The organism is Amedibacillus dolichus DSM 3991 (genome assembly GCF_000154285.1).
Taxonomy (GTDB): Bacteria; Bacillota_I; Bacilli_A; order Erysipelotrichales; family Erysipelotrichaceae; genus Amedibacillus; species Amedibacillus dolichus.
On the sequence record NZ_DS483475.1, the window covers coordinates 106,467 to 128,648 of the forward strand.

The following is a 22,182-nucleotide window of genomic DNA, read 5'->3' on the forward strand; positions in this document are numbered from 1 at the left end:
TTACCACCTCTTTACATGATATTCTCTTACTATTTTTACCAAATCAAAGCTGCGATGGCAGGGTTCTTCCTTAATATGCATTACAAACTCCTTATTGCCTCCCCGTCCTAAAATCGAGCTTGCCTGCAAATGATGCACATAAAGTTGTAAGGAGCAAACATAGGCCAACATATCCTTTAAAACTTGAACATGTACCCGCTCCTCTTTGACAATACCATGCTTGTTTACATAAGCATTTCCAGCTTCGAATTGCGGCTTAATCAATATCACCAATTCCTTATGTTTCATACAGCTGATCAATGCCGGTAAAATCAGCTTTACGGAAATAAAGGAAACGTCCATACAAGCAAAATCCGGTTGAGGAGAGAACATATCCTTCGTTAAATAACGGCAGTTTACTCCCTCCATATTGACAATACGTGGATCTTGCTTCAAATGCTCTAGCAGCTGATCATGTCCTACATCAACCGCATAAACACGTTTTGCACCTTGTCGTAAACAAACATCACTAAATCCACCGGTACTAGCACCGACATCAATGCAAATACGATCCTGCAAGCATATTTCAAAATCCTTTAGCACATCATAGAGTTTAAAGCCGGCACGACTTGCCAACACCAGCTCCTCTTGAAAAACCGTTACTTCCTTTCCTTCCTCGATGACAAAGCTGTTTTTCATGATCGTTTTTCCATCAACCGAAACACAGCCTTTTTTAATAGCGTCCTGCGCACGTGTACGAGTTGTGAAATATCCTTTTTCTACTAAATACTGATCTATTCGCATGAATGCTCCTTTAACATATCTTTAATTACTTGAAATAAGGTTCCCAGATCCACTTGCTCGACCTTACGCAGCTTTGGTATGCTGCCATGCTCTACAAAATGATCTCGCAGCCCGATACGCACAAACGTATTTTTCAAACCATGATCATTGGCATACTCTACAATTGCACTGGATAAGCCTCCAATTTGAACATCACTCTCATACACAATGATTGGCAGCTGCATAGCACAAAGTTCTTCTAACATTTCAGTATCGAAGGGTTTGAAAAAACGTGCATTTACAACTCGCAGTGAAAGCTGATTAGCCTCAGCCTTTTGAACGATTTTATCAACATCACTGCCATAACTGATAACGACCAGCTGTGGCTCTCCCGTATCCTGATAGCTCCACGTTCCGGCTTCAATATAGGAATAAGCAGACAGCTTCTTATAAGGAACACTCCCTCTTGGGTAACGAATTGCATACGGATATTGATTCTGTTGAAAAGCGGAATAGATTAAATTTTGCGCTTCCTCACTATCCTTCGGCTGTGCCAAAATCATATTAGGAATCGGCCGCAGCATTGCAATATCAAACACGCCATGATGCGTTTCACCATCTTCACCTACAAGACCACAACGGTCGATCCCGATAACGACCGGCAGCTTCATACGCGCGACATCGTGATGAATCTGATCATAAGCTCTTTGTAAAAACGAAGAATATACAGAAATAAACGGACGTTTTCCCGCAGCCGCAAGACCAGCCGCAAAAGTCATGGCATGCTCCTCAGCAATACCACAATCAAAGGAACGCTGTGGATAGGCTTCAAAAAACTTTTGTAGCTTCGACCCGCTTTTCATTGCCGGTGTAATTGCCACAATATCTTGATTGTCATGTGCTAAATCCAACACTGTTGCGGAAATGACCTCACTCCAGCTTTTATGCTGTGGGGGATTTTTCGCAAGAGATTGTCCGGTTTTCGGATCAAACTGTGAAACCCCATGCCAAGCTCCCTCTTCATCATGTTCGGCAAAAGAATAACCTTTTCCCTTTTGGGTAATCACATGCAGTACGATCGGTCCTTCATGCTGTTTCGCAATTTTTAATACCTTTACCAAATTTTTAATATTATGCCCATCAACCGGCCCCAAATAATCAATGTTAAATTCTCCGAAAATCGAAGTATCTACAATATTATCCTTTACTGCATTTTTTACTCGCTTCATGGTGTCAAGCACATTGCTTCCCAACCTTGTTGTTGACAAGGAATGCTTTAAATCATCTTTTAAGTGCGTATAAGAACGACTTGTCCTAAGTCTTGTAAAAGCCTCGTCCATGGCACCGACATTTTTGGAAATCGACATATTATTATCATTGAAAATAATAATCATATTCCGCTGCTCACTACCTATTTGATTAAGTGCCTCCATAGCCATACCACCGGATAATGCCCCATCACCGATAATCGGCAAAATATGAAAATGCGAACCGTCTAAATCACGAGCCACCGCCATTCCCAAGGCAGCCGACAACGATGTTGAGGAATGTCCTGCCTCCCATGGATCATGGACACTTTCTCCACGTTTTTGAAAGCCGGCAATTCCCTTATATTGACGCAGATTGGAAAAATCTTTTAAGCGCCCTGTCAACATCTTATGAACATAGGACTGATGACCTACATCAAAGATAAATTTATCCTTTGGGGAATCAAACACATAATGCAATGCCAAAGTAAGCTCGACAATACCGAGATTGGAGGATAAATGTCCTCCGGTTTTGGAAATACTTTGAATTAAAAATTCCCGAATATCCCCGGCAAGTTCATTTAACTCCTCAAAGCTGCAGCTCTTGATATCACAAGGCTCTTTGATATCATACAGGTTCATCACAATCCTCCTCTCTTTACTTCTTACGCTTTATCAAAGCATCAAACACCGGCTTCATGGCTGAGTGATCAATGCGCAATGCCAAGCAATGCTGCCATGCTTGATCATAGTATTCTTGAGCCAGCTGTGTAGCTCTTTCAACACCAAGCAGAGAAACATAAGTTGATTTATGATTACCAGCATCACTCATAATATCTTTTCCAAGTTCCTCACAGGTGCTTGTAACATCAAAAACATCATCTTGAATTTGAAAAGATAATCCCATCGCATAACCGATACTTTTCCAGACTTCAAAGTCCTCTTCATGATTGGCCAATACCGCAGCACACAAAAGCGGTAGTGTGATCAGCTTTCCGGTTTTATATTCATGCACCCTTTGCAAAGCTTCAATGGAAACATCACATCTTCCCTCTGCCTCCAAATCGTAAATCTGTCCTAACACCATGCCATTTGCTCCGCTATATGATGAAATAAGTGATTCTAAGGATACAAGCTGACTTGCAGTGGCATCGCTTTTTAAAACCTCATGAAACGCTTGGGTAAGCAAAGCATCTCCGGCCAAGATTGCCGTTGCTTCGTCAAATTGAATATGGCAGGTCGGCCTTCCTCTTCGCAAGGTATCATCGTCCATTGCCGGAAGATCATCATGAATAAGCGAATAGGTATGAATCATCTCGATTGCCGCCGCACATGGAAAACCTTTTTCCTCTGCGATACCATAGGCTTTTAAAGCTGAAAACAACAGCTGCGGGCGAATTCTTTTCCCACCTGCCAATAAGGAATACAGCATTGCTTCCTTTACTTTACTATCCTTAATGTCATTTAGACAGTTTTGTAAATACTCTTCAAAGCTATTCATCACCATTCACCTTTTGATATGTATGAATCAGCTCATTCACACGACTTTCAAAACCCTGAAGCTGCGTATTGCAGGAGTTTACCAACTTTAATCCTTCTTCAAAAAGCGCAATTGCTTCCTCCAATTCGATATCGTTTTTTTCCAACAATGAGACAATTTCCTCTAAACGCGTCATAGAAGCACGAAATGCTAATTTTTCTTCCATTCGATTTCCTCCTTTTCCAATACCGATGCAGTCGCAAAGCCGTCCTGCATACGAATACGAATCATCTTTTGTAAATCAAGATCATGAATTGATTTTATTACCTGATCCTTCTGATAAACGATCTGGTATCCTCTTGACAGTATTTTCAATGGACTGTAAGCGTCCAATAAAGCACTGTTTTTTATAATATTGGCTTGTGCATCAGCATATAATTTCTCCATTTGCAAGCTCATAGCACGCTTTTGTTCTTTTAAGTGCTGTGAGGAGCTTACGGTCATTTTCTGCGAATAAACAGCCAGATCGTTTTGTAGCTTACTAAGCTGTTTTCGTGTAACCGCAAGGTTTTGCTGCATATATCCAAATGCCTTGATGTGCATCGCAAGCTTCAAGCGTTCCTGATCGATATAGCTTAACGGATCTTGAAGATAGCGGGAAGCCTTGATGTGCTCAAGATGCTGACGTTGCAGTATCAACTGATTTTCAATTTTATGTAGCAGCTTTGTTTGTATCTGTGCAAGCTGTTGCTTTACCTCATAAATATCCGGTGTAATCAACTCTGCTGCTGCCGTAGGTGTAGCGGCTCTGGCATCACTGACATAATCTACCAAGGTGGTATCACTTTCATGTCCCACTCCACTAACAAGAACTGTTTGCATATCCGCAATAACACGCGCTAAGGATTCATCGTTAAAACACCATAAATCTTCAATCGCACCGCCGCCTCTTGCCAACAAAATCACATCGTGCCCCATCGCATCAGCTTCCTTCAACATTGTGATAATGGATTGGCTGGCTTGTATTCCTTGTACCTGTGCAGGATACAAGGAAACGTTTGCTATCGGCCATCGTCTGGCAATCGTCGCAATCATATCCTGTAAAGCGGCTCCGCTTTTGGCAGTTACCAAGCCAATACTCATCGGATAAAGCGGCAACGGCTTTTTCCGTTCAGGTGCAAACAAGCCCTCCGCTGCCAGTTTTTTCTTAATTGCCTCAAGCTGTAAAAACAAATCACCTAAGCCGTCATTTTGAATTGCCGTTACATACAGCTGCAGGCTCCCTCCTGCTTCATACATAGAAACAGAGCCGCTGACGATAACCTGCATTCCTTCTTTCACATCAATGGTGCAGCGTGCGGCATTGCTCGCAAACATCACACAGCTGATTTTGGCACGCGTATCCTTTAAGGAAAAATACCAATGTCCGCTGCGATGCTTCGTAAGATTGGATATTTCCCCTTTGATTTTAAGGGAGCGAAGGCGCATATCCTGATCTAAAGAGCTTTTAATATAGTGTACCAAAGAAGTAACACTATGCATGACTTGGCTCATAGACGATCCAATACCCCATTGATCAAACGATACGTATCTTCATCACAATATTTCTTTGCTAAATTAACCGCCTCATCAATAACAATTGCTTTAGGAGCAGTTTCAAAATCCAGCTCACAAGCTGCCATTAAAAGAATTGCTTTTTCAACATAACCAAGACGCTCAAAGGTCCAATCATCACGTAGGGTTTCATCGATATGTCCTACATAAGTATCCTTATAGCGAATAGCATCTATCGTTATCGTATAAAGAAACGGATCGATTTCATTGCTCTGTGTATTTTCATATACACACTCCTTGATATCCTTTGATAATAAAAAATGCTGATAAAGAGAAGTCATTGCGATTTCCCGTAGCTTATGTCTGCTTAATGTCATATAGTCCTCCTGTTAATTTATATTTTTATAAGGCACCTGTGCACTTGGCACAACCTCACTTGCCGGTTTGGCATGCGTTGGCTGATCGTCGAAAAAAATATGCGGATCAAATGCCTTTAACACATCTTTCTTGGTGATTCCACCAAGGAAAAAAGCTTCATCAATGCGTACATTCCAAGCACGCAGTGTACGAATGACCCGTTCGTGAGCAGGTGCGTTACGAGCCGTAACCAATGCTGTACGAATCGGTGAATTTGTTTCATCAAAATTTTTCTGCAAATCAGAAATGGTTTTTAAAAACTGCGCAAACGGTCCTTTGTTTAAATTGTTGCGAGCATTTTCCTTTTCATTTTGTACGAAAGCGGAAAGTCCCTTTTGCTGATAGATCTTTTCGGAATCATCACTAAACAAAACCGCATCTCCATCGAAAGCAATACGAATCTGGTCGATTTGATGCTTTGGATCGTAGTTAAGAATCGGATCGGTATAAATACGTCCTGCCGCAAAACCACTGTTAATCGCCTGCTCTACATCATGGCTGTCGGCAGATAAAAACAAATCGACATCAAAGGCTTCCAAATAATTGGATAAGGAGCTGCCACCACTTAGCACTGCACGTGATATATCCAAGCCGTAATGCTCAATAGAATGAAAAATACGAAGGCTGGTATCCGCACTATTTCTTGACATTATGATAACCTCAACATAGCGTTTATCACTAATCGTATTCAAATTCAACAATGCTTTAACCAACGCAAAACCACTTCCAGGTGCCAGCACCTCATCTTCATGAGCAATTTGATATTCACTGTATGCCGCCAATCCCTGCTCCTCATAAATTCGATTTTCTTCATCTAAATCAAACAATGCCCGCGAAGAAATTCCGACAACAAGATAATCCTTTAGATTCAATCCCAAACCATCACACCCTTTCAAAAAACGAAAAAAGAAACCCGTAAGGATTTCTCTTAAAATATAAAGCCGACAACACGGATATCAATCATATCTGGTGTATATCCGGTCATATGTTCAATATTTTCAAAGATCTTGCCTTGCACGTCTACACAAACTTGATTCACGTTTGCATTATAATTCACTTTCACATCAGCACTCAACAACAGCTGATCATTCACAATCTTACAAGTAATCGCATACTTGAAAGGAGCATTGCTCTCCGCTAACTTTAAACGTTCGTCCTCTTCAATCACATTTTTCGCAATTGTCTGAAAAGCCGATTTGTTCAAAGCTATTACACCAATCTTGTTATTGTCTTTTAATACTATATATTCCTGCGCCATATTATCACTCGCTTTCTATTGCTATTATATCAAAAAAAAGGAGGATTTGAAAGTAACTTAAATAAATATTTTCCAAGCTATAAATAGCTTTCATATATTAAAATATATTCCGATGACATCGGTTATCTATTATACTTATCAAGTAATATTTAAAATCTTATAAACCTTTTATTCTATTTTTAATTATTTACAATTTATCATCAAAATCATACAAAACAAAAGCCTCCACCGATATGGCGGAAGCTTGTAGATAGCTGTATTATCTCTTTCTTATCTTTCTAAGCTTATATGCATTGTTTAAAATAATACAAATGATGAATTGCACAACAATAGAAACTAATAAAACCGATATACCGGTGGATATACTAATGCTTGTATTGCCGTATTGCTGTGCAAGGAAGCCATCTGCCACATTGACACTGTCCATATAGGTCGTAGGGAACAGATGTGCATACTGTGCTATGCCTCTGACTAACTTCGGTAAATATACAAATCCCAAAATTACTAGCAATGCGGTAATAAGCACAAACATATCTTCTCGTATCAAGAACGATAGTATATATACGAAAATACTTAAGTTGATCGTAAATAAAACACCAAGGAAGAACCACTTCTTGAACATACTAATCATGCTTACCGCTTGCCATACTCCTTCACTGTTTTGAAGCATGAACGGCTGTTGTAGTCCAGCATTGCCTGTAAATAGGGTTGTAATCAAAAGAATAGAAAGTAACAATACGGAATACATGGCAACCGTAAATACGATGCCAAGCATAAGTTTCGTTAAAAAGGTCTTTTTGCTTTGTAAAGGATATAAAACACTGATGTCCAATCCCTTTACATAATCTAAAGTAAAGAACTGCGCTAAAAGATAGATGCAACAAATCGTAAGAATGATTGGTAAAATGAGCTTAGTAAGCGATGTGGTAAAGCTTAAACCATAGATTGGGAAGTCTATGTTCTCGTATGCAAGATCATGCTCTTGTAAATATTCGAAATAAGCAATCTGTTGTTGGAAGAATTGAATACCATCTATATTTTCGCTTTCGTTATGCTTTAAATCAGTTATTTGTTTTTCCAATATCTTAGGATAGAGAGTATAGACTGTTTCCCAATCCTCTTTTTCAATACTGCTTAACACTTTTTTGTAATCTTCATTATCATTTTTAGAATCTTTTATTAGATTCCCATAATTTATATATTCAGCACTGCCTTTCTTATGCTCTGACTGTTCTTTTTGCACCTCTTGTATATATTTTTCATTGTTTATGATCTGTCCTTTTATTGTTTCTTCTAATTTTGATTGATTCCCCATATTCATCAAAAGGAATACAACTGCCACAACAACCGTAAGTAGTATCATCACGATGTTGGACTTTCTGCATAATACCCGCTTGCTCGTGAACTTGATATATCCCCATATTCCTTTCGTTGCTTTATCATTGTGATAGGTTTCTTTTGATTCATTGGAAACAACCATGACTTTCTCTTTTTTCTTCCATGAGAAATCACAGAAGAAATAGTATGCTGCCATTAACACAAGGTTGCTTATAGTAAGCACAATAACACCGTTTATGAAATTGATATTGGCATTTCCTAACGTGAACATCATCTCTCCGCTGATTACCTGTAAGGAATTAAAATAGGTTGTCGGGAACAAGTGTGCTACATCATACAATGGAACAATGTTGGTTGTAACCCACATACCACCTAGAATCACCGCCAAAGAGAAAAGTAAACATACGATATTTCTCTTTAAGAAAGTAGAAATAACAGAAACTGTATTTATGATGAATAGAACAACTAAAGTTCCAAGCAATGCTAATTGTGGAAGTAATGTCATGAAGGAAACATACACATCATCTCCCTTTAATGTATAAGTTAAAACAGGTGAATGTATCGTTCCGATGCCTTCGATCACACCGGCATATAACAAGATGAAGGTAGCAAAAAATATAAACAGTCCAAACCCCAAAGCTACATTAGCTAACATTTTTGAACCTAGCTTTTTAAATTTGCTTAGCGGTAAGGTCTTATGCACATCAATGCGATCTACATAAGAAGAACAATACAGATTAGAGGCAAGAAAAACAATCAAGATAGCAAAGATGAGCGGAAAATAATTATTAATCATATCTACTAAAAAAGAAAACCCATGAATAGAACCGAAACGTGTTTCAAAATATGATCCGTTTTCTGCCATATACAATGCAAACTTTTTATTTACTCTATTCACATCATTCATTTCTTCATCAATATGTCCTACCGATTCATTAAATTCGACGCCAAGATCTATTAGTTTAGCATCAGCTTCATAATAACTTTTCCAATCTCGATCTAACAGACTCTGTGAACGTATTTCGTGATATTTCTTTTCCTTTTGCAGTATATCTAATTGTTTTGATATAAGGTTGTATGTTTCAGAGCCTTTTTCATACGTATCAAGCCATTCTTCAGAACCTTTTATACTCTGCTCTATGCCTGCTAACTCTTGTTCACGATTTTCTGTATTTTCAAATGTATAAGCAACATTTATTTCACCTTTATACATGAAAGTAATAAAAAAAATCACCAACAACAATAAGATTATATTAAGCTTCTTCTTCCCATTCTTTTTGATTAAAAAAGTAAAGAAATTCATGCCTTTACCTCAATAAGCGTACGGTCATGTATTTGCAGAACGGTATCGCAATATGCAACAATCTCGTCTTTATAATGGGAAGATAATAAAATCGTTTTGCCTTGTTTTTTTAGGTTTAAGATCTGTTGGAAGAAATGCTTACGATTATCCTCGTCAAGTCCGTTCGTGATTTCGTCCATGATCAAATATTTCGCATCACTTACCAGATATAAGCCAATAACCAATCGCTGTTTCATACCTAGAGAATATTTCCTTGTCGGTATCTTGATATAGCCGCCCATATCCCATTCCTCAATGATCTGATTGATGTCTACATCGGATTTCCATGTATTCTTCACAAAGCGAAGATAATCTAAGCCGCTTAGGTTCTTATCAAGCCATTCCACACTTTCAAAATAGAAAATATCCTGCATTTTCTTTTCCGCATCGACACCATCAAAAAGAACCTCTCCGCCCTTTGCATGTAATAAATTTACCATCGTACGAAAGAGCGTTGTTTTCCCCGTTCCGTTTTCCGCAACGACACCGTATATGATATCATCATGAAATGTATAGTCTACATTCGTTAAAATCGGGTGTCTTGTTTCAATCGTAATGTTTTTTTAGTTCAATCATATCAGTACCTTCTTCCCTCTATCATAATTAGTATAAAAGATAGGTGTTACTTTGCGAAGAAATAACCGCCTATCTTAAAGATTACATGACCGATTATTCAAAATTATAAATACGAAAGTTTAATTAGATTATTGTTTTTAGTATATATTGTGATAATGAAAGCGTAACTATCTTCCTGTTTATATTATAAAACATAAAACAAATAGCAGTCAATTATTTCCTTAATATTCATCAATACATTAACTTAAGTACATACTTTCAAACATATTTCCTCTCGCCTCTATATTTTTATCTGAATATAAAAAACGATGAGCAACCATCATTCGCTCATCATTAAAAACAATATGCAATTTATAAAAGTCGCTATTTCTTAAAAGTAACCTCCACAAAATAGGCATTGTTTGTAATACTGCTGGTTTTAATTAAAATATCCTTTGCGACCTCTTTGGATTCCTTCGGCTCAAAAACATTTACAATACAGGTTGTATCCTTGATTTCCACTGCACATTTATAACCGGATTCTTCCAATTTTTTAACGATTTCCTCTTGCATCTGTTTTCGTTTTTCAACATCGTCCATTGCGGCAATTGCCTGCTTCTTTACTTCCTCACTTGCGTTTTCATCAGCAACACTTTCACTTTGCTTATTATATTCTACCTCTAGCTTTTGATTGATGGTTTCCTGCAACTTACCAACTGGATCCTCCTGCTTTTGATTTTCTGATGTATCCTTCGTTTTTGCCACTTCTTTTTCACTGGTATTTTGAATCGAAGCGGTAACCTGATCGTCTGGTAAGGTTACATAATATACAGATAGCATAAGAACAAAGGAAAACATCGTTAAAAATGCAAGTGCTTGTTTATTCATAAAAAGCCCTCCTTGCTACATACTATGCAAAGAGAGCTTTTCCTATACCTAAGAAAAGATTTCCTTCAAACGATTTAGCCATTCTTCATAATAAGCCTGCTGATACTGCATAAAATCATGATATGAAATGACTCGTGTTTCCAATTCCTCAATAAATGTAACAAAGGCTTTGTTGATGGCAATCATCTTATCATCATGAATAATATCAATCCGACCGATTTCACACAAAGAAACCGCTAGGATCTTTGCGCATTCATTATGCACCAGTTCCGCCTCCTCCATCGGAAGTTTTAAGAAGCTGGTATTGAGCCAATAATTATCTACCAAATAATTCTTAATAACATTTAAGAACAGTGTAAAATCCTCCATATTATTTCCCGGCTCGATAGCAAACAGCATCTTAAAAAACACAAACCAATCGTAATCCTTATTTAGAACAGATATCAAATGATTTCCTAGTGTATGAATGAAAATATCTTGGGAATGGAAATTTGCGTCCATTTCGATTTCGTTTTCAAAATCCATTTTTATAGCATTCATTTTTCGAAAGGTGCGAAACAATGCGGAGATACGATCATTGTTTCCTCCGTCATAGCGAATATCCTTAATAAAAATATAATGTCCTAAAATCGCTGATGTCTTTTTTAAATTCAAAGTGAAGCCAATGCTTTCATTTAGCTTTAAAGCAAACAAATCGTTAATTTCTTTTGAAATCAGTTGTTCAAAGGAATTTTCGGTAATTCCGGTATCAAGTCGTGATTCCTCTTGCATTTGATCATAGATAATTTTCAGCTGATGATCCGTCAGTGTTAAATTGGCTTTGATAGAGCCTAACAGTTCCTTCATAAAATCATCATATACATAATAATTGGTATTTTTATATACCAACTTATGCTCGATATCTCCCCAAAAGGAGTGTACCAAGGCCTTGATTTGTAATTCGACATTGATTTTATGTCCATTTTTCAAATAATATCCATCTATTCGATAAATGGCAAAGCCGTTCTTTTGAATTTGCGGTTGGCGGGATTGCACATCTAAAAAGAAATTTGGATTCTGTTCATGATAATAATAACCGTCCTCTGCATTTTTTTGATTCAGGGTTTCACGTAAATGCTTTAAAACATGAAATTCATCTTCGATAAAACGACATTCGATAATAAAGCCAATCAAATCGCTTAAATGATCGAGAATTTGCTGAGCGGTATCGTTTTCCACATAAAAACGATTGCGAATAATCTTTTCCCGTAGACTTTCCTTCGATTTGATACGAGAATTCATATCAACGATCATGTCCTGTCCGACAAATAAATATTTCAAATAATCATGAATTTCTTCTACCGCCTCACGATACAAGGGCATATTGGAATCCAAAAGCCGTAACGTATCATCAATTGTATCAAATACCTTTAATCGCACAAAACCTCACCTACTCTTTCTTGAAAATACTTTCTTGCGACTTGCTTATCCTGTGCAAGCTGTCTTTGCAAAGCCTGCGCATCAGAAAATTTTTCTTCTTTGCGTAAATAGCTTAGGAAACGAAAGATAACCCTCTGTTCATAAATAGTCGTATCAAAATCCAACAAATGTGCTTCGATAGAAATATTCTTTTGATAATTATAGGTCGGATTATGCCCGATATTGATAATCGCCTCATACCATCGTCCTTGCACCTTCACCTCTCCGATATAAACACCGCCTGCCGGAATAACATAGCGATAGCTTAGCTTTAAATTGGCAGTCGGAAATCCATACCTTCGTCCGAATTGATTTCCTTTAACAACAATCCCCTCCAATTCATAGGGGCGCTGTAAAAATACATTTGCCTGCTCGATGTTTCCTTGTCGCAAAAGTTCTTCGATTCGAGAGGAACTGATCTTCTTTGCATCGCTGCTAACTTGCGCCACAACATCAACTGTAAAATATGGTTGTTTTTTAAGACTTTCGCTATTTCCCTCACCCCGATAGCCGTAATGAAAATCATAGCCGCATACTAAGGTTTTTAGCTTCAACGGCTTTAAAACAAGTTCATGAAAATCCTCAACACGCAACTGCTGCATATCCTTTTCAAAAGTAAGAATGATCCATGTTTCAATTCCTAATTCTTCGGCAATTTCGATACGCTTATGCATCGGCGTTAAATGCTCCAGATCGTCCATTTGCTTGATTACCGCCCATGGATCCGGCTCAAAAGTAATCAATGCCGGTTTGGCATTTTGAGCCTTGGCATGAGCAAGCACATGAGTTATCAGCTGTCGATGCCCTACATGCAAGCCATCAAAATACCCAATACATGCCACCAAAGGAGTATCCGGCTGTATCGGGTGTCGTAAATCAAAATGTATTATTTCCATAGTTTCACCTACCACAATCCACGCACACAACGAAACACATTTCCATGGTCTCTTTCATAGATAGCAACTGCCTCTAGGTGATCCATAATAACAGCCCTATCTTCCTTACAATCCAATCGTACGTGCTTTCCATTATAAATATCCTTCATCGGTTCATAAGTAATTTGTGGCAAATGCGCCAACACCTCTGCCACACTATGTAAGGAAAAATGTCCTGCTTCGACATCTTCCAACGTTACACAGTCCGCCAAGGAAAAACGACCGACCTTTGTTCGAACCAGTGATTTCATACAGCCTAGATTTCCACTTGCTTGCGCAACATCGCGACAAAGTGAACGAATATAGGTACCACTGCTGCAAGCAACTCGAAAGCGCATGCTTTCTTCATCTAAAACTTCTAGCTCGTAAAAAGTAACATCGCGCATAGGCACCTCTACCGCTTCCTTGTTTCGTGCATATTCATACAACTTTTTCCCATTTACTTTAATACTGGAAAGCATTGGCGGAAGTTGCTTTTGTTTTCCTAAAAAGGTATGTAACAGCGCTTGCAAATCGATAATCGGAGTAATTTCTTTTTCCGCTAAAACCTCGCTCCAAATATCATCACCGAGGGTTTGCTTACCCAATTCCAATTCCGCTATGTATTCCTTATCCGTATCCTCAAGAAACGGCAGTACCTTACAGGCTCGTCCAATCAACACCAAAAGTACCCCGGTCGCATTCGGGTCCAATGTACCGCTATGACCGATTTTTTTAGTTTTCAATATATGCCGCAAGCGGGCAACCACATCGTGTGATGTCATTTCCGCTTCTTTGCGAATCAATAAAACTCCGTCCATTTTTAATCACCTTTCCCATTATACTATAAATCTTACTTTTAGCCTACTAGAATAACAAATCACACAACTTTCCATAATTGTATGACTTATGCTATAATAAGTGCCTTAAGGAGTGTGTCGCATGGATTTACAAACAATTTTACGTAGTATTCGCAGAGCGGATATCGATTATGATTTAATCGCAGATGGCGATCGTATTGCTGTCGGTGTAAGTGGTGGCAAGGATAGTATGGTTTTACTAAGTGCCTTACACATGTATTCAAAATTTAAAGGTAAAAATTTTCAGGTTGTCGGCATTCATATAAAGCTTGGTTTTCCAAACATGGATTTTCGAGAGGTCGTATCGTATTGTGAACAGCTCGGCATTGAATTTCATATCATTGATTCCAAGGTATATGAAATCTTACAAAAGCACCCCGATGCGAATGGCAACATCAAATGCAGTCTTTGCAGTAAATTTAAAAAAGCAACCGTTATCGAAGCTGCTAAGCAATTCAACTGTCATAAGGTCGCGTTTGGCCATCACAGTGATGATGCGGTTGAAACCCTACTGATGAATGCTATTTTCGGCGGTAAGCTTGCTGTCTTTTTACCGAAAATGTATATGTCAAGAACCGATATCACTTTCATTCGTCCATTGATTTATGCATTCGAAGAGGATATTCTCATTGCCCAACAAAAAAATAATATTCCTTATGTAGAAAGCACCTGTCCAAACGATGGCTTTACACAGCGTCAGGAAATGAAGGAGATGCTTCATGAATTTTATAAAAAATATCCGATGGCACGCTATAATTTCCAAAATATGCTTTCCAATGAAGAACAAGTAGAGCTATGGCATAAAACCACAGCACGTGTCGCAAAGCGCAATCATGATAAGCCCATGCAAATTTTATTGGAGGAGCAGGATTTACAGCTTGGTCAGCGTGGCAGACATTTCTTTTTGATCTATTCACCAAAGCAACTTCCGGATTTGCGACATCACAAAAAAATACCACATAGCGACGCAGATAGGCTGTTATCCAAACAGCTAACGCTTCATGACTATATGGAAAGCATCAAAGCAGAATTGGATTTATAAAAATCGGGATTAATTCTCGATTTTTTTATATTTTCTTTCTAAATCTTTTGATTTAAAAGAATCCTATACAAATCATACACATAAACAACCAATATAGCTTTTACAAATATTATCCAAATTCATGATTTTTCAAATTATTTCGAAAAGTTATGAACCGTACCTTTGGGAAATGTAATTATCAATCTTGTATATTCCTTTTCTTTAGAAGCAATATCCAAATGCAATCCTAATCTATCACACAGCCTTTTTGATAGATACAGCCCCATACCCATTGCATTTGCTTTGTTTCTGTTTGAACCGGTAAACCCCTTTTCAAACACGCGGGATATATCCGATGCTTCGATTCCACAGCCGTTATCCTCAATCATAAGCAAAATATTGGTTTCGTTATCCTGACTGTATATCGTAAGCTTGTTTTCCTGCTTATCAAAATATTTGATCGCATTTTGCATGATTTGAGATAAAATAAAAATCAGCCATTTTTCATCAGTATAAACGATCTTCTCAATATCTCGAATATCAATCGTTACTTTATGCTCCATAAGCGAATAACGAAACTTCAAAATAACCTTATGGATTACTTCATCTAAGTATAATTGTTTTACAAAATAGTCTTTTTCCGTGTTTTCGCTTCTTGCATAGTAGAGCATTTGTTCCACCAATTGAAATATCTTATCGGTTTCTTTTTTTAACGAATAATTTTTCATATTGTCAAACGTCAAGGACAAAGCACCAATCGGTATTTTGATTTCATGCGCAAAGCCTTCCACATAGTCTTGATACGCTTGCTTTTCCTCTGTGATTCTACTGATTTCATCATTCATAGCTTTACAAGCTTTTTTTAGTGCATAATAATAGGCTTCATTTTGAAATTCCTTTGGCTTTGGTAAAATATCTGCAATATAGTAAGCTTCTTGTAATCCATCTACTAAGTCAATAATCTGTCTTGATGCACTTCGCTTCTTTTGATACATGCACCACTCCAAAAGTCCTTGTATGCTGATGAACACAATTATAAGCAATACAACAAACAGCATGTCTACACCATAGAAAAGTAAAACAACTGAAACCAAGGAAAGAAAGAAAAGCTGAAACAATAGCTCTGTTATTTTTTCTTCTAAGTATGTAAAAAAACTCATAGCTTCCAACCCTTTCCGCGTATATTCTCTAATAAATGAACGATTCCGATTTCCTTCATTTTCTTCTTTAGACGGGTCATATTAACCAATAATACATTCTCATCTAAATAATATCTATCATTCCATAGCTTTTCGAGCAGCTCTTCCTTACCGATATGGTACTATGTCAAGATTTCGGACAACTAAAATATAAGAATTTTCAATTTTTAGTTTAAATTATTCTGGTAGTAGTTTTTTTCATATTTGTTTGGAGATTGGTAATCACAATGAGAATGTATTCTTACTGTATTGTAAAATCCTTCTATGTATTCAAATACCATCTGATAAGCTTCTGAATAGTCATTTATCTTTTTTCTGTTTAGCCATTCTCTTTTTATCAATGCATGAAATGATTCTATGCATGCATTATCCCATGGATTCCCTTTTTTAGAGTAACTGCCGATCATTCCTACCGTTAGATTATAGTATTTTTTTGATGTGAATTGAACACCTCTGTCACTGTGTATTACTACCGGATTATCTGTTTTTCTCCTCCTTTTTGCTTCTTCCAGACATTTTAATACTTCCTCTACTTCCATTGTTTTTGTTAGTTTCCAGGCTATTATTTTTCTTGAGTATAAATCCATTATACTTGTCAGATACACAAATCCTTCTTCCTGTGTCCAAATATAGGTTATATCTGTACACCAGGCTGAATTCGGCTTTTCAGGATTGAAATTACGTTTTAGAATATTCTTCAGTTTTGATGAAAAATCACTGTCCTTAGTGGTTATTGTGCATGGTCTGATATAATGGGCTTTAATACCCATCTCACGCATAATATTGCCCACATATTTTTCGCTGACTTTTATTCCTGACTGATTCAGTTTTACAGTTATTTTCGGTGCTCCATAAATTTCATGTGATTCTTCATGAATTGCTTTTATTTTTTTACTGAGTTCTTGTTTTCTAACTTTTTGTTTAGAAGGTTTTCTGTTAACATAATCATAATATCCTGATTTACTGACATTAAGTTTATCGAGCATACCGGAAATCGAAGCATTATTATCATTCTGCTTTTTTATTTTGATTTGATAATAAAGTTCCTGTTTCGTTATTTTCCCAGTATGCCAATAGCCTTTTTTAAGACATCAAGCGCATCCTGTGTATCTTTAAGCTCCTTACGCAAACGAGCAATTTCTTTAGCTTCATCACTAGAGAAATTACCAGAACCTCTGGAAACAATAGTACCATTATTTTTATCAGCATCTTTCACCCATTTATGAACAGTACTGTCAGCAATGTCAAAACGTTTAGCAATAGAAAGTTTAGATTCATCAGGATGATCAAGTACATACTGAACAACTCCTTGTTTAAATTCATCTGTAAATGTAGGTTTAGCCATAATTAAATTCCTCTTCTTTCTGTGTTAATAATTTATGACAGTATACCATAAGATGCTTTAACTCTCACATTTAACTGATACGGTTTTTATTCTAGCATCAATAATTTTATCTTCATTCATAAAGAAGTAATACAAAATACGAAATTCATTTCTTGTCAGTTCAATGCTTTGCTCCTGATATTTCAAAACAGATAAATGTAAATCAAGAGTGCAGCCCTTTTTTCACAAGCTTACGGAAATTGTTCAGGTTTGATAGTTTCAATGCACGCTTGATCTTTTCAAGCAGAATAAGCGTGTCGTACGGCTTAGTGATAAAGTCAATTCCACCGGCTTGAATACTTTTTAATTCATCGGCATTTGTATCTCTGCTAGTTACAAAGATAATCGGTACTGACATGACTTGTTTTATTTTCCTACATACTTCATAACCATTTTCATACGGCAGATTAATATCAAGCAAGACTAAGTCTACGCTATATTTTCTTAATTCCTCTATCAGCTTTTCAAAATCAGTTAATAAAAGCGTTTCGTAGCCTTGTGTGCGCAATAGCTTAGAAAGCTCCAAACGAGTGATTTCATCATCTTCGATAATCGCTATTTTCATTTTCTCACTTCCTTTACACCTTATTATATAAAATTCATAATAGGAGAGCTAGATAATTCTAACTCTCCTCATTGATATTTCGTTTGAAACCGATATAGGTTGCTATCCAATAAATTCCGTAAACGAAGAAGAAAATTGCCAAACCACCTATGAAATAGAACAAGTAAATAAATTCATTTGCCAAAAGGACTTTATAAACATTGTTAAGTGAAGCTAACATACAGAAACTTGCAAGAATCGAATAAACAACCGGAACACCAAATAATATCAACAATTGTTTTCTGATTGTTTTAAATAAAGATTTATCATTTACACCTAATCTTTGCAATGTTTGATAACGATATTTGTACTTTGTAGAATCACTTAATGATTGAATAGCAAGAATTGTTCCAACAGCAGAGATTAAAATAAAAGCAATATATAAGCAGATACTTGCCATAATAGCAGTCATAGTATTTTGTTCTTCTATAACAGTACCTCTTATGGATACTCTATAATATTCATTATGTGTTGTTCCACCTTCATCTTCTACTACCAATAAATGATTTAATTCCGTTGCTAACTTTTCTTCTAATTTTGCAGTCGTTTCCTCTTTTGTATCAACGATTAAGTGTTCTTCTAATATTTCCAATCCTTCCACATATTCATCAGGAATAACAGCTATAAATCTGCCTCTACTTGTCATGCTAAGCCAAAAAGATTTTGTGTCAATTCCTTTTAAATGTAAATCTCTATTAGAAATTTTAAGATTTTTTATATCATTGTTATCTTCAACTATATAAAGTGATTGACTATCAGTTAAAAGAAAATACTCATTCTCTTTTAACTCTATTGTATCCATTCCTCTTAATTTCAATAAGGTATTGTAATCACTTAACTTCATTACTGGATCAAATTTATAAAATTGTTCGTCTCCATAAAGACTTTGTAATTGATGATTTGAATCTTTATAAACATTATATTCAAAGGTTTTATTAATTGTATAATCTTCATCAATCACAGCTACATATTCATTAAAGTCATCAAATGGTTGTTTTGGGTCAAAGACATGCACATCATACGGTGCAGTCTGCTCTATACTGCTCTTATACACACCTTTATTGATACTAGAAAAATTCAGACATAGCATGGAAAGCGTCCCAAACGTAAAATTCATCGTTCTTGCCTTCGACGCAAAAGTTCTTGTAACAAAGAGATTATCTTTTTGATATTTCATTTTTTTACTTTTTAGCAGAATTGATAATAACATATCAGCACAAGTTGCAGAAATACCATAAATACTGATTATTAACATAATCACACAAATCATTAAATAAGTCATGGTAGACTCATCACTGAAATTTTCAAAACTGCAACGTGAGTTCCAAAGCAGAAGTGAGAAAATCCCCAGTATAGCACTAACCATAAAGATAACATTTCTCTTTTTATCATTACGGAACATTTTCTTTTCATTTTGCTTATCAAAATAAAGGAAATCATGTACCGTCATGTTTCTAATTCTTCTCAAAAGATTAAGCAAAACTAATACATAGATTACCAAAAAATATATTGCAAGCAATCCTATGGAGATAAGATTTAAAGAAATAAATATAACCTCTGGAATACCCAACATTTTTACAATGACTAATGATACAAACTGACTGAACAAAAACCCTAAAGGAATAGACAATACAAATGCCAAAAATCCTAGTAAAATATTTTCCAGAACTAACAAACGGGCAATTTCTTTTTTCTTTATTCCAAGAAGCATGTAAGTCCCCAATTCTTTGCTTCGTTTTTCAAACATAAATCTTGTCGTATAGTTAATCAAGAAACATACAACAAATACAATAACAATATTCACAAAAGTTAAAACATTTTTAAATGAGTCCATACCAGATGATAGCTTTACAACTTCCTCAGAACTTACTATCAGATTAAATGCCAGTATGAGTGAAAATGAAATTGTAATGGTTATCAGATAAATCAAATAATCTTTTAAATTTCTTTTGGTATTTCTAAGAGCTAATTTACCTAACATTTCCCACTTCACCTCCGAGCAAGGTTAATATATCCAATATTTCATTGAAGAAATCTTTTCGACTTTTTTCTCCTCTGAAAATTTCATTGAATAGTTTACCGTCTTTTAAGAACAGAATACGTTCACAGAAAGACGCACTAAACGGGTCATGTGTTACCATTAAAATAGTAGCCTGCATTTTCTTGTTGATGTCAGACATAGTTTCCAATAATAATCTTGATGATTTTGAGTCCAAAGCCCCCGTTGGTTCATCTGCTAAGATCAGTTTCGGCTCGTTGATCAATGCCCTAGCGCAAGCACAACGCTGTTTTTGTCCGCCCGAAACCTCATAAGGAAATTTTGATAAAATATCTTGAATACCAAGCTTATCCGCAATAGCATGAACCCTTTTCTCAATATCGGCAGGGTTCGCTTTGTTGATAACCAAGGACAGCGAAATATTTTCTTCCATTGTCAAGGTATCCAAAAGATTAAAGTCCTGAAAAATAAAACCTAAATTTTCACGTCTGAAATCCGCAAAATCTTTATCCTTGATTTTGGTAATATCTTGATTGTTGACTGTAATATGTCCACTCGTTACGGTATCAATCGTGGAGATGCAATTTAATAGTGTTGTCTTTCCCGAGCCACTAGCACCCATAATAGCAACAAATTCACCTTTGTCTACATACATGGAAATACCATCTACCGCTTTGGTGATATTTCCGCTATTACTTCCATAATACTTTTTTACTTGCTCTAAATTTAAAATATGTTCCATTAAAATCGCTCCCTTCCACCGCATTGATTAACTTTGGAATACACATAAATTATAACAAGGCTGCTAAGCAGCTACACTTACAGTTTTGAAAGTAGATAAAATAAAAATGTCATGACAATGCTCATCATGATTCAAGGAAGCATTCTCACAACATCTTTTTAAACCGTATGCAGATTCTAACAAAGCATCAATAAACAGAAAATCTGTTTGGATTCTCCTATAATCTAAACAAAATGTCTTTTATAGCTTATTTCTTTCCCTCTAAGAAATAGGTTGCTTCCATATCCGCTGTACTTAAAGCAAAAGCCAATGGATACATTTCAAAAGCAGCACCGACATTTCTTGTTTCCTCACTACCGCTAAAACCCATGTGATAGCGGATTGCAAAGGCTTCTTCACGTGTTAAACGCAAAAAGCCATTTATAATATAAACACTTTTCTCACCATGCCCGTATGGCATTTTATCATCAAACTCATAATAAGGAACTTGCTGCCAAGTACCATTGATTTTCTGATTGCGCATAGATTCCTTATAGCAATCAATCTTACAAACATCATGTAGCAGGGCAACAATCGCAACGGTTTCCATATCGCAGGATAACTGATACACCTCTTTGACACGTTCCCGTTGTAAGTAATCACTTAGACAATCAAATACATTTAAACTATGCTCTACCAAGCCTCCGGCATAGGCACCATGAAATCGTGTGCTGGCAGGTGCAGTAAAGAAATCACTCTTAAGCAAGTAATCAAGTAACCGTTCGCTTCCTTCCCGTTTAATGTATTGTTTATATAAACTAACAAAGCGTTCTTTAGCGTCCATTTCCCAATCCTCCGTTTTTCTCATTATATCATGAAAAAAGCGGAAAAAACCGCTTATAAATAAAAAAATCCAGAGGAAGAGATCTTTCCCTGTATGAACAGGTGGGTGATCTGTGTGCATTTTTAGGATCCCTGCGCGTAGCAAGTTTTCACACCAAAGCACAACGTCCGATCTCCCGTATCTCTAAGTGTAGGAAAAATTTATATCCTCTGGACAGTTATAGTATAACACGTAGAAACTAAAATAATACTCTTGACTTTATAAAATTTTTTGCTTCATCTCGCTATCCGTTAGCTGCACCTGGCAACCAAGCGGTATTCTTAAAAGTTTCCCTTCA

23 protein-coding genes and 1 other RNA gene are annotated in these 22,182 nt (G+C 36.5%); 1 reads left to right on the forward strand and 23 read right to left on the reverse strand.

What is annotated here, in order from left to right:
* The 14 genes from EUBDOL_RS05380 to truB form a co-directional block, all read right to left on the reverse strand.
* Complete coding sequence (locus EUBDOL_RS05380) at positions 1–783, reverse strand: TlyA family RNA methyltransferase (RefSeq protein WP_004799372.1); 783 nt, start codon at positions 781–783, stop codon at positions 1–3.
* Positions 774–2,651, reverse strand: a complete 1,878-nt coding sequence (dxs, locus tag EUBDOL_RS05385; protein WP_004799373.1) for a 1-deoxy-D-xylulose-5-phosphate synthase — start codon at positions 2,649–2,651, stop codon at positions 774–776. The genes EUBDOL_RS05380 and dxs overlap by 10 nt, the downstream gene beginning before the upstream one ends.
* Positions 2,652–2,667: 16 nt before the next feature.
* Positions 2,668–3,510, reverse strand: a complete 843-nt coding sequence (locus tag EUBDOL_RS05390; protein WP_004799375.1) for a polyprenyl synthetase family protein — start codon at positions 3,508–3,510, stop codon at positions 2,668–2,670.
* A complete protein-coding gene (gene xseB, locus EUBDOL_RS05395; RefSeq protein ID WP_004799377.1) occupies positions 3,503–3,715 on the reverse strand; it encodes an exodeoxyribonuclease VII small subunit in 213 nt (70 codons plus the stop codon). Before xseB ends, EUBDOL_RS05390 begins: the two co-directional genes overlap by 8 nt.
* Positions 3,700–5,043 (reverse strand): exodeoxyribonuclease VII large subunit, encoded by a 1,344-nt coding sequence (gene xseA, locus EUBDOL_RS05400; RefSeq protein ID WP_004799379.1) that lies wholly within the window; start codon positions 5,041–5,043, stop codon positions 3,700–3,702. Before xseA ends, xseB begins: the two co-directional genes overlap by 16 nt.
* Positions 5,040–5,420, reverse strand: a complete 381-nt coding sequence (gene nusB, locus EUBDOL_RS05405) for a transcription antitermination factor NusB (protein ID WP_004799380.1) — start codon at positions 5,418–5,420, stop codon at positions 5,040–5,042. The genes xseA and nusB overlap by 4 nt, the downstream gene beginning before the upstream one ends.
* Before the next feature lie 12 nt (positions 5,421–5,432).
* On the reverse strand, positions 5,433–6,338 hold the full coding sequence (locus tag EUBDOL_RS05410) for a 5'-nucleotidase (protein ID WP_040463238.1): 906 nt from the start codon (positions 6,336–6,338) through the stop codon (positions 5,433–5,435).
* Between the two features lie 50 nt (positions 6,339–6,388).
* The gene (locus EUBDOL_RS05415) at positions 6,389–6,718 is read right to left on the reverse strand and encodes an Asp23/Gls24 family envelope stress response protein (RefSeq protein WP_004799384.1); all 330 of its coding nucleotides are present in this window, start codon (positions 6,716–6,718) and stop codon (positions 6,389–6,391) included.
* Positions 6,719–6,977: 259 nt separating this feature from the next.
* Complete coding sequence (locus EUBDOL_RS05420; RefSeq protein ID WP_004799386.1) at positions 6,978–9,359, reverse strand: ABC transporter permease; 2,382 nt, start codon at positions 9,357–9,359, stop codon at positions 6,978–6,980.
* Positions 9,356–9,955: an ATP-binding cassette domain-containing protein gene (locus tag EUBDOL_RS05425; RefSeq protein ID WP_040463242.1), complete on the reverse strand. Its 600-nt coding sequence runs from the start codon at positions 9,953–9,955 to the stop codon at positions 9,356–9,358. Before EUBDOL_RS05425 ends, EUBDOL_RS05420 begins: the two co-directional genes overlap by 4 nt.
* Positions 9,956–10,337: 382 nt before the next feature.
* A complete protein-coding gene (locus EUBDOL_RS05430) occupies positions 10,338–10,841 on the reverse strand; it encodes a hypothetical protein (protein WP_004799392.1) in 504 nt (167 codons plus the stop codon).
* Positions 10,842–10,889: 48 nt separating this feature from the next.
* Positions 10,890–12,260 (reverse strand): hypothetical protein, encoded by a 1,371-nt coding sequence (locus tag EUBDOL_RS05435; RefSeq protein WP_004799394.1) that lies wholly within the window; start codon positions 12,258–12,260, stop codon positions 10,890–10,892.
* Positions 12,251–13,195, reverse strand: coding sequence for a bifunctional riboflavin kinase/FAD synthetase (locus EUBDOL_RS05440; protein WP_022420027.1), 945 nt, complete (start codon positions 13,193–13,195; stop codon positions 12,251–12,253). The genes EUBDOL_RS05435 and EUBDOL_RS05440 overlap by 10 nt, the downstream gene beginning before the upstream one ends.
* Before the next feature lie 8 nt (positions 13,196–13,203).
* Positions 13,204–14,034, reverse strand: a complete 831-nt coding sequence (gene truB / locus EUBDOL_RS05445) for a tRNA pseudouridine(55) synthase TruB (RefSeq protein ID WP_004799397.1) — start codon at positions 14,032–14,034, stop codon at positions 13,204–13,206.
* 121 nt (positions 14,035–14,155) lie between these two features.
* Here truB and EUBDOL_RS05450 point away from each other — a divergent pair, with 121 nt between their 5' ends.
* Entirely contained in the window at positions 14,156–15,115 is a 960-nt protein-coding gene (locus tag EUBDOL_RS05450; protein ID WP_004799399.1) for a tRNA lysidine(34) synthetase, read from the forward strand.
* Between the two features lie 134 nt (positions 15,116–15,249).
* Here EUBDOL_RS05450 and EUBDOL_RS05455 read toward each other — a convergent pair whose 3' ends face one another.
* The 9 genes from EUBDOL_RS05455 to ssrS form a co-directional block, all read right to left on the reverse strand.
* Positions 15,250–16,254, reverse strand: coding sequence for a sensor histidine kinase (locus EUBDOL_RS05455; protein WP_004799401.1), 1,005 nt, complete (start codon positions 16,252–16,254; stop codon positions 15,250–15,252).
* Positions 16,251–16,409: a winged helix-turn-helix domain-containing protein gene (locus EUBDOL_RS11225; protein WP_083781342.1), complete on the reverse strand. Its 159-nt coding sequence runs from the start codon at positions 16,407–16,409 to the stop codon at positions 16,251–16,253. Before EUBDOL_RS11225 ends, EUBDOL_RS05455 begins: the two co-directional genes overlap by 4 nt.
* A gap of 51 nt (positions 16,410–16,460) precedes the next feature.
* Positions 16,461–17,351, reverse strand: coding sequence for an IS3 family transposase (locus EUBDOL_RS05460; RefSeq protein ID WP_303395100.1), 891 nt, complete (start codon positions 17,349–17,351; stop codon positions 16,461–16,463).
* Positions 17,348–17,638: a transposase gene (locus EUBDOL_RS05465; RefSeq protein ID WP_004798671.1), complete on the reverse strand. Its 291-nt coding sequence runs from the start codon at positions 17,636–17,638 to the stop codon at positions 17,348–17,350. Before EUBDOL_RS05465 ends, EUBDOL_RS05460 begins: the two co-directional genes overlap by 4 nt.
* A 202-nt stretch (positions 17,639–17,840) precedes the next feature.
* Positions 17,841–18,242: a response regulator gene (locus EUBDOL_RS05470; protein WP_004799406.1), complete on the reverse strand. Its 402-nt coding sequence runs from the start codon at positions 18,240–18,242 to the stop codon at positions 17,841–17,843.
* Positions 18,243–18,300: 58 nt separating this feature from the next.
* Positions 18,301–20,262: an FtsX-like permease family protein gene (locus EUBDOL_RS05475; RefSeq protein WP_004799407.1), complete on the reverse strand. Its 1,962-nt coding sequence runs from the start codon at positions 20,260–20,262 to the stop codon at positions 18,301–18,303.
* Entirely contained in the window at positions 20,252–21,022 is a 771-nt protein-coding gene (locus EUBDOL_RS05480; RefSeq protein WP_040463245.1) for an ABC transporter ATP-binding protein, read from the reverse strand. Before EUBDOL_RS05480 ends, EUBDOL_RS05475 begins: the two co-directional genes overlap by 11 nt.
* Positions 21,023–21,269: 247 nt before the next feature.
* Positions 21,270–21,845 (reverse strand): HD domain-containing protein, encoded by a 576-nt coding sequence (locus tag EUBDOL_RS05485; RefSeq protein WP_040463247.1) that lies wholly within the window; start codon positions 21,843–21,845, stop codon positions 21,270–21,272.
* A 62-nt stretch (positions 21,846–21,907) separates the two neighbouring features.
* Positions 21,908–22,064: non-coding RNA, 6S RNA (ssrS, locus tag EUBDOL_RS11230), on the reverse strand.
* Between the last annotated feature and the right edge of the window lie 118 nt (positions 22,065–22,182).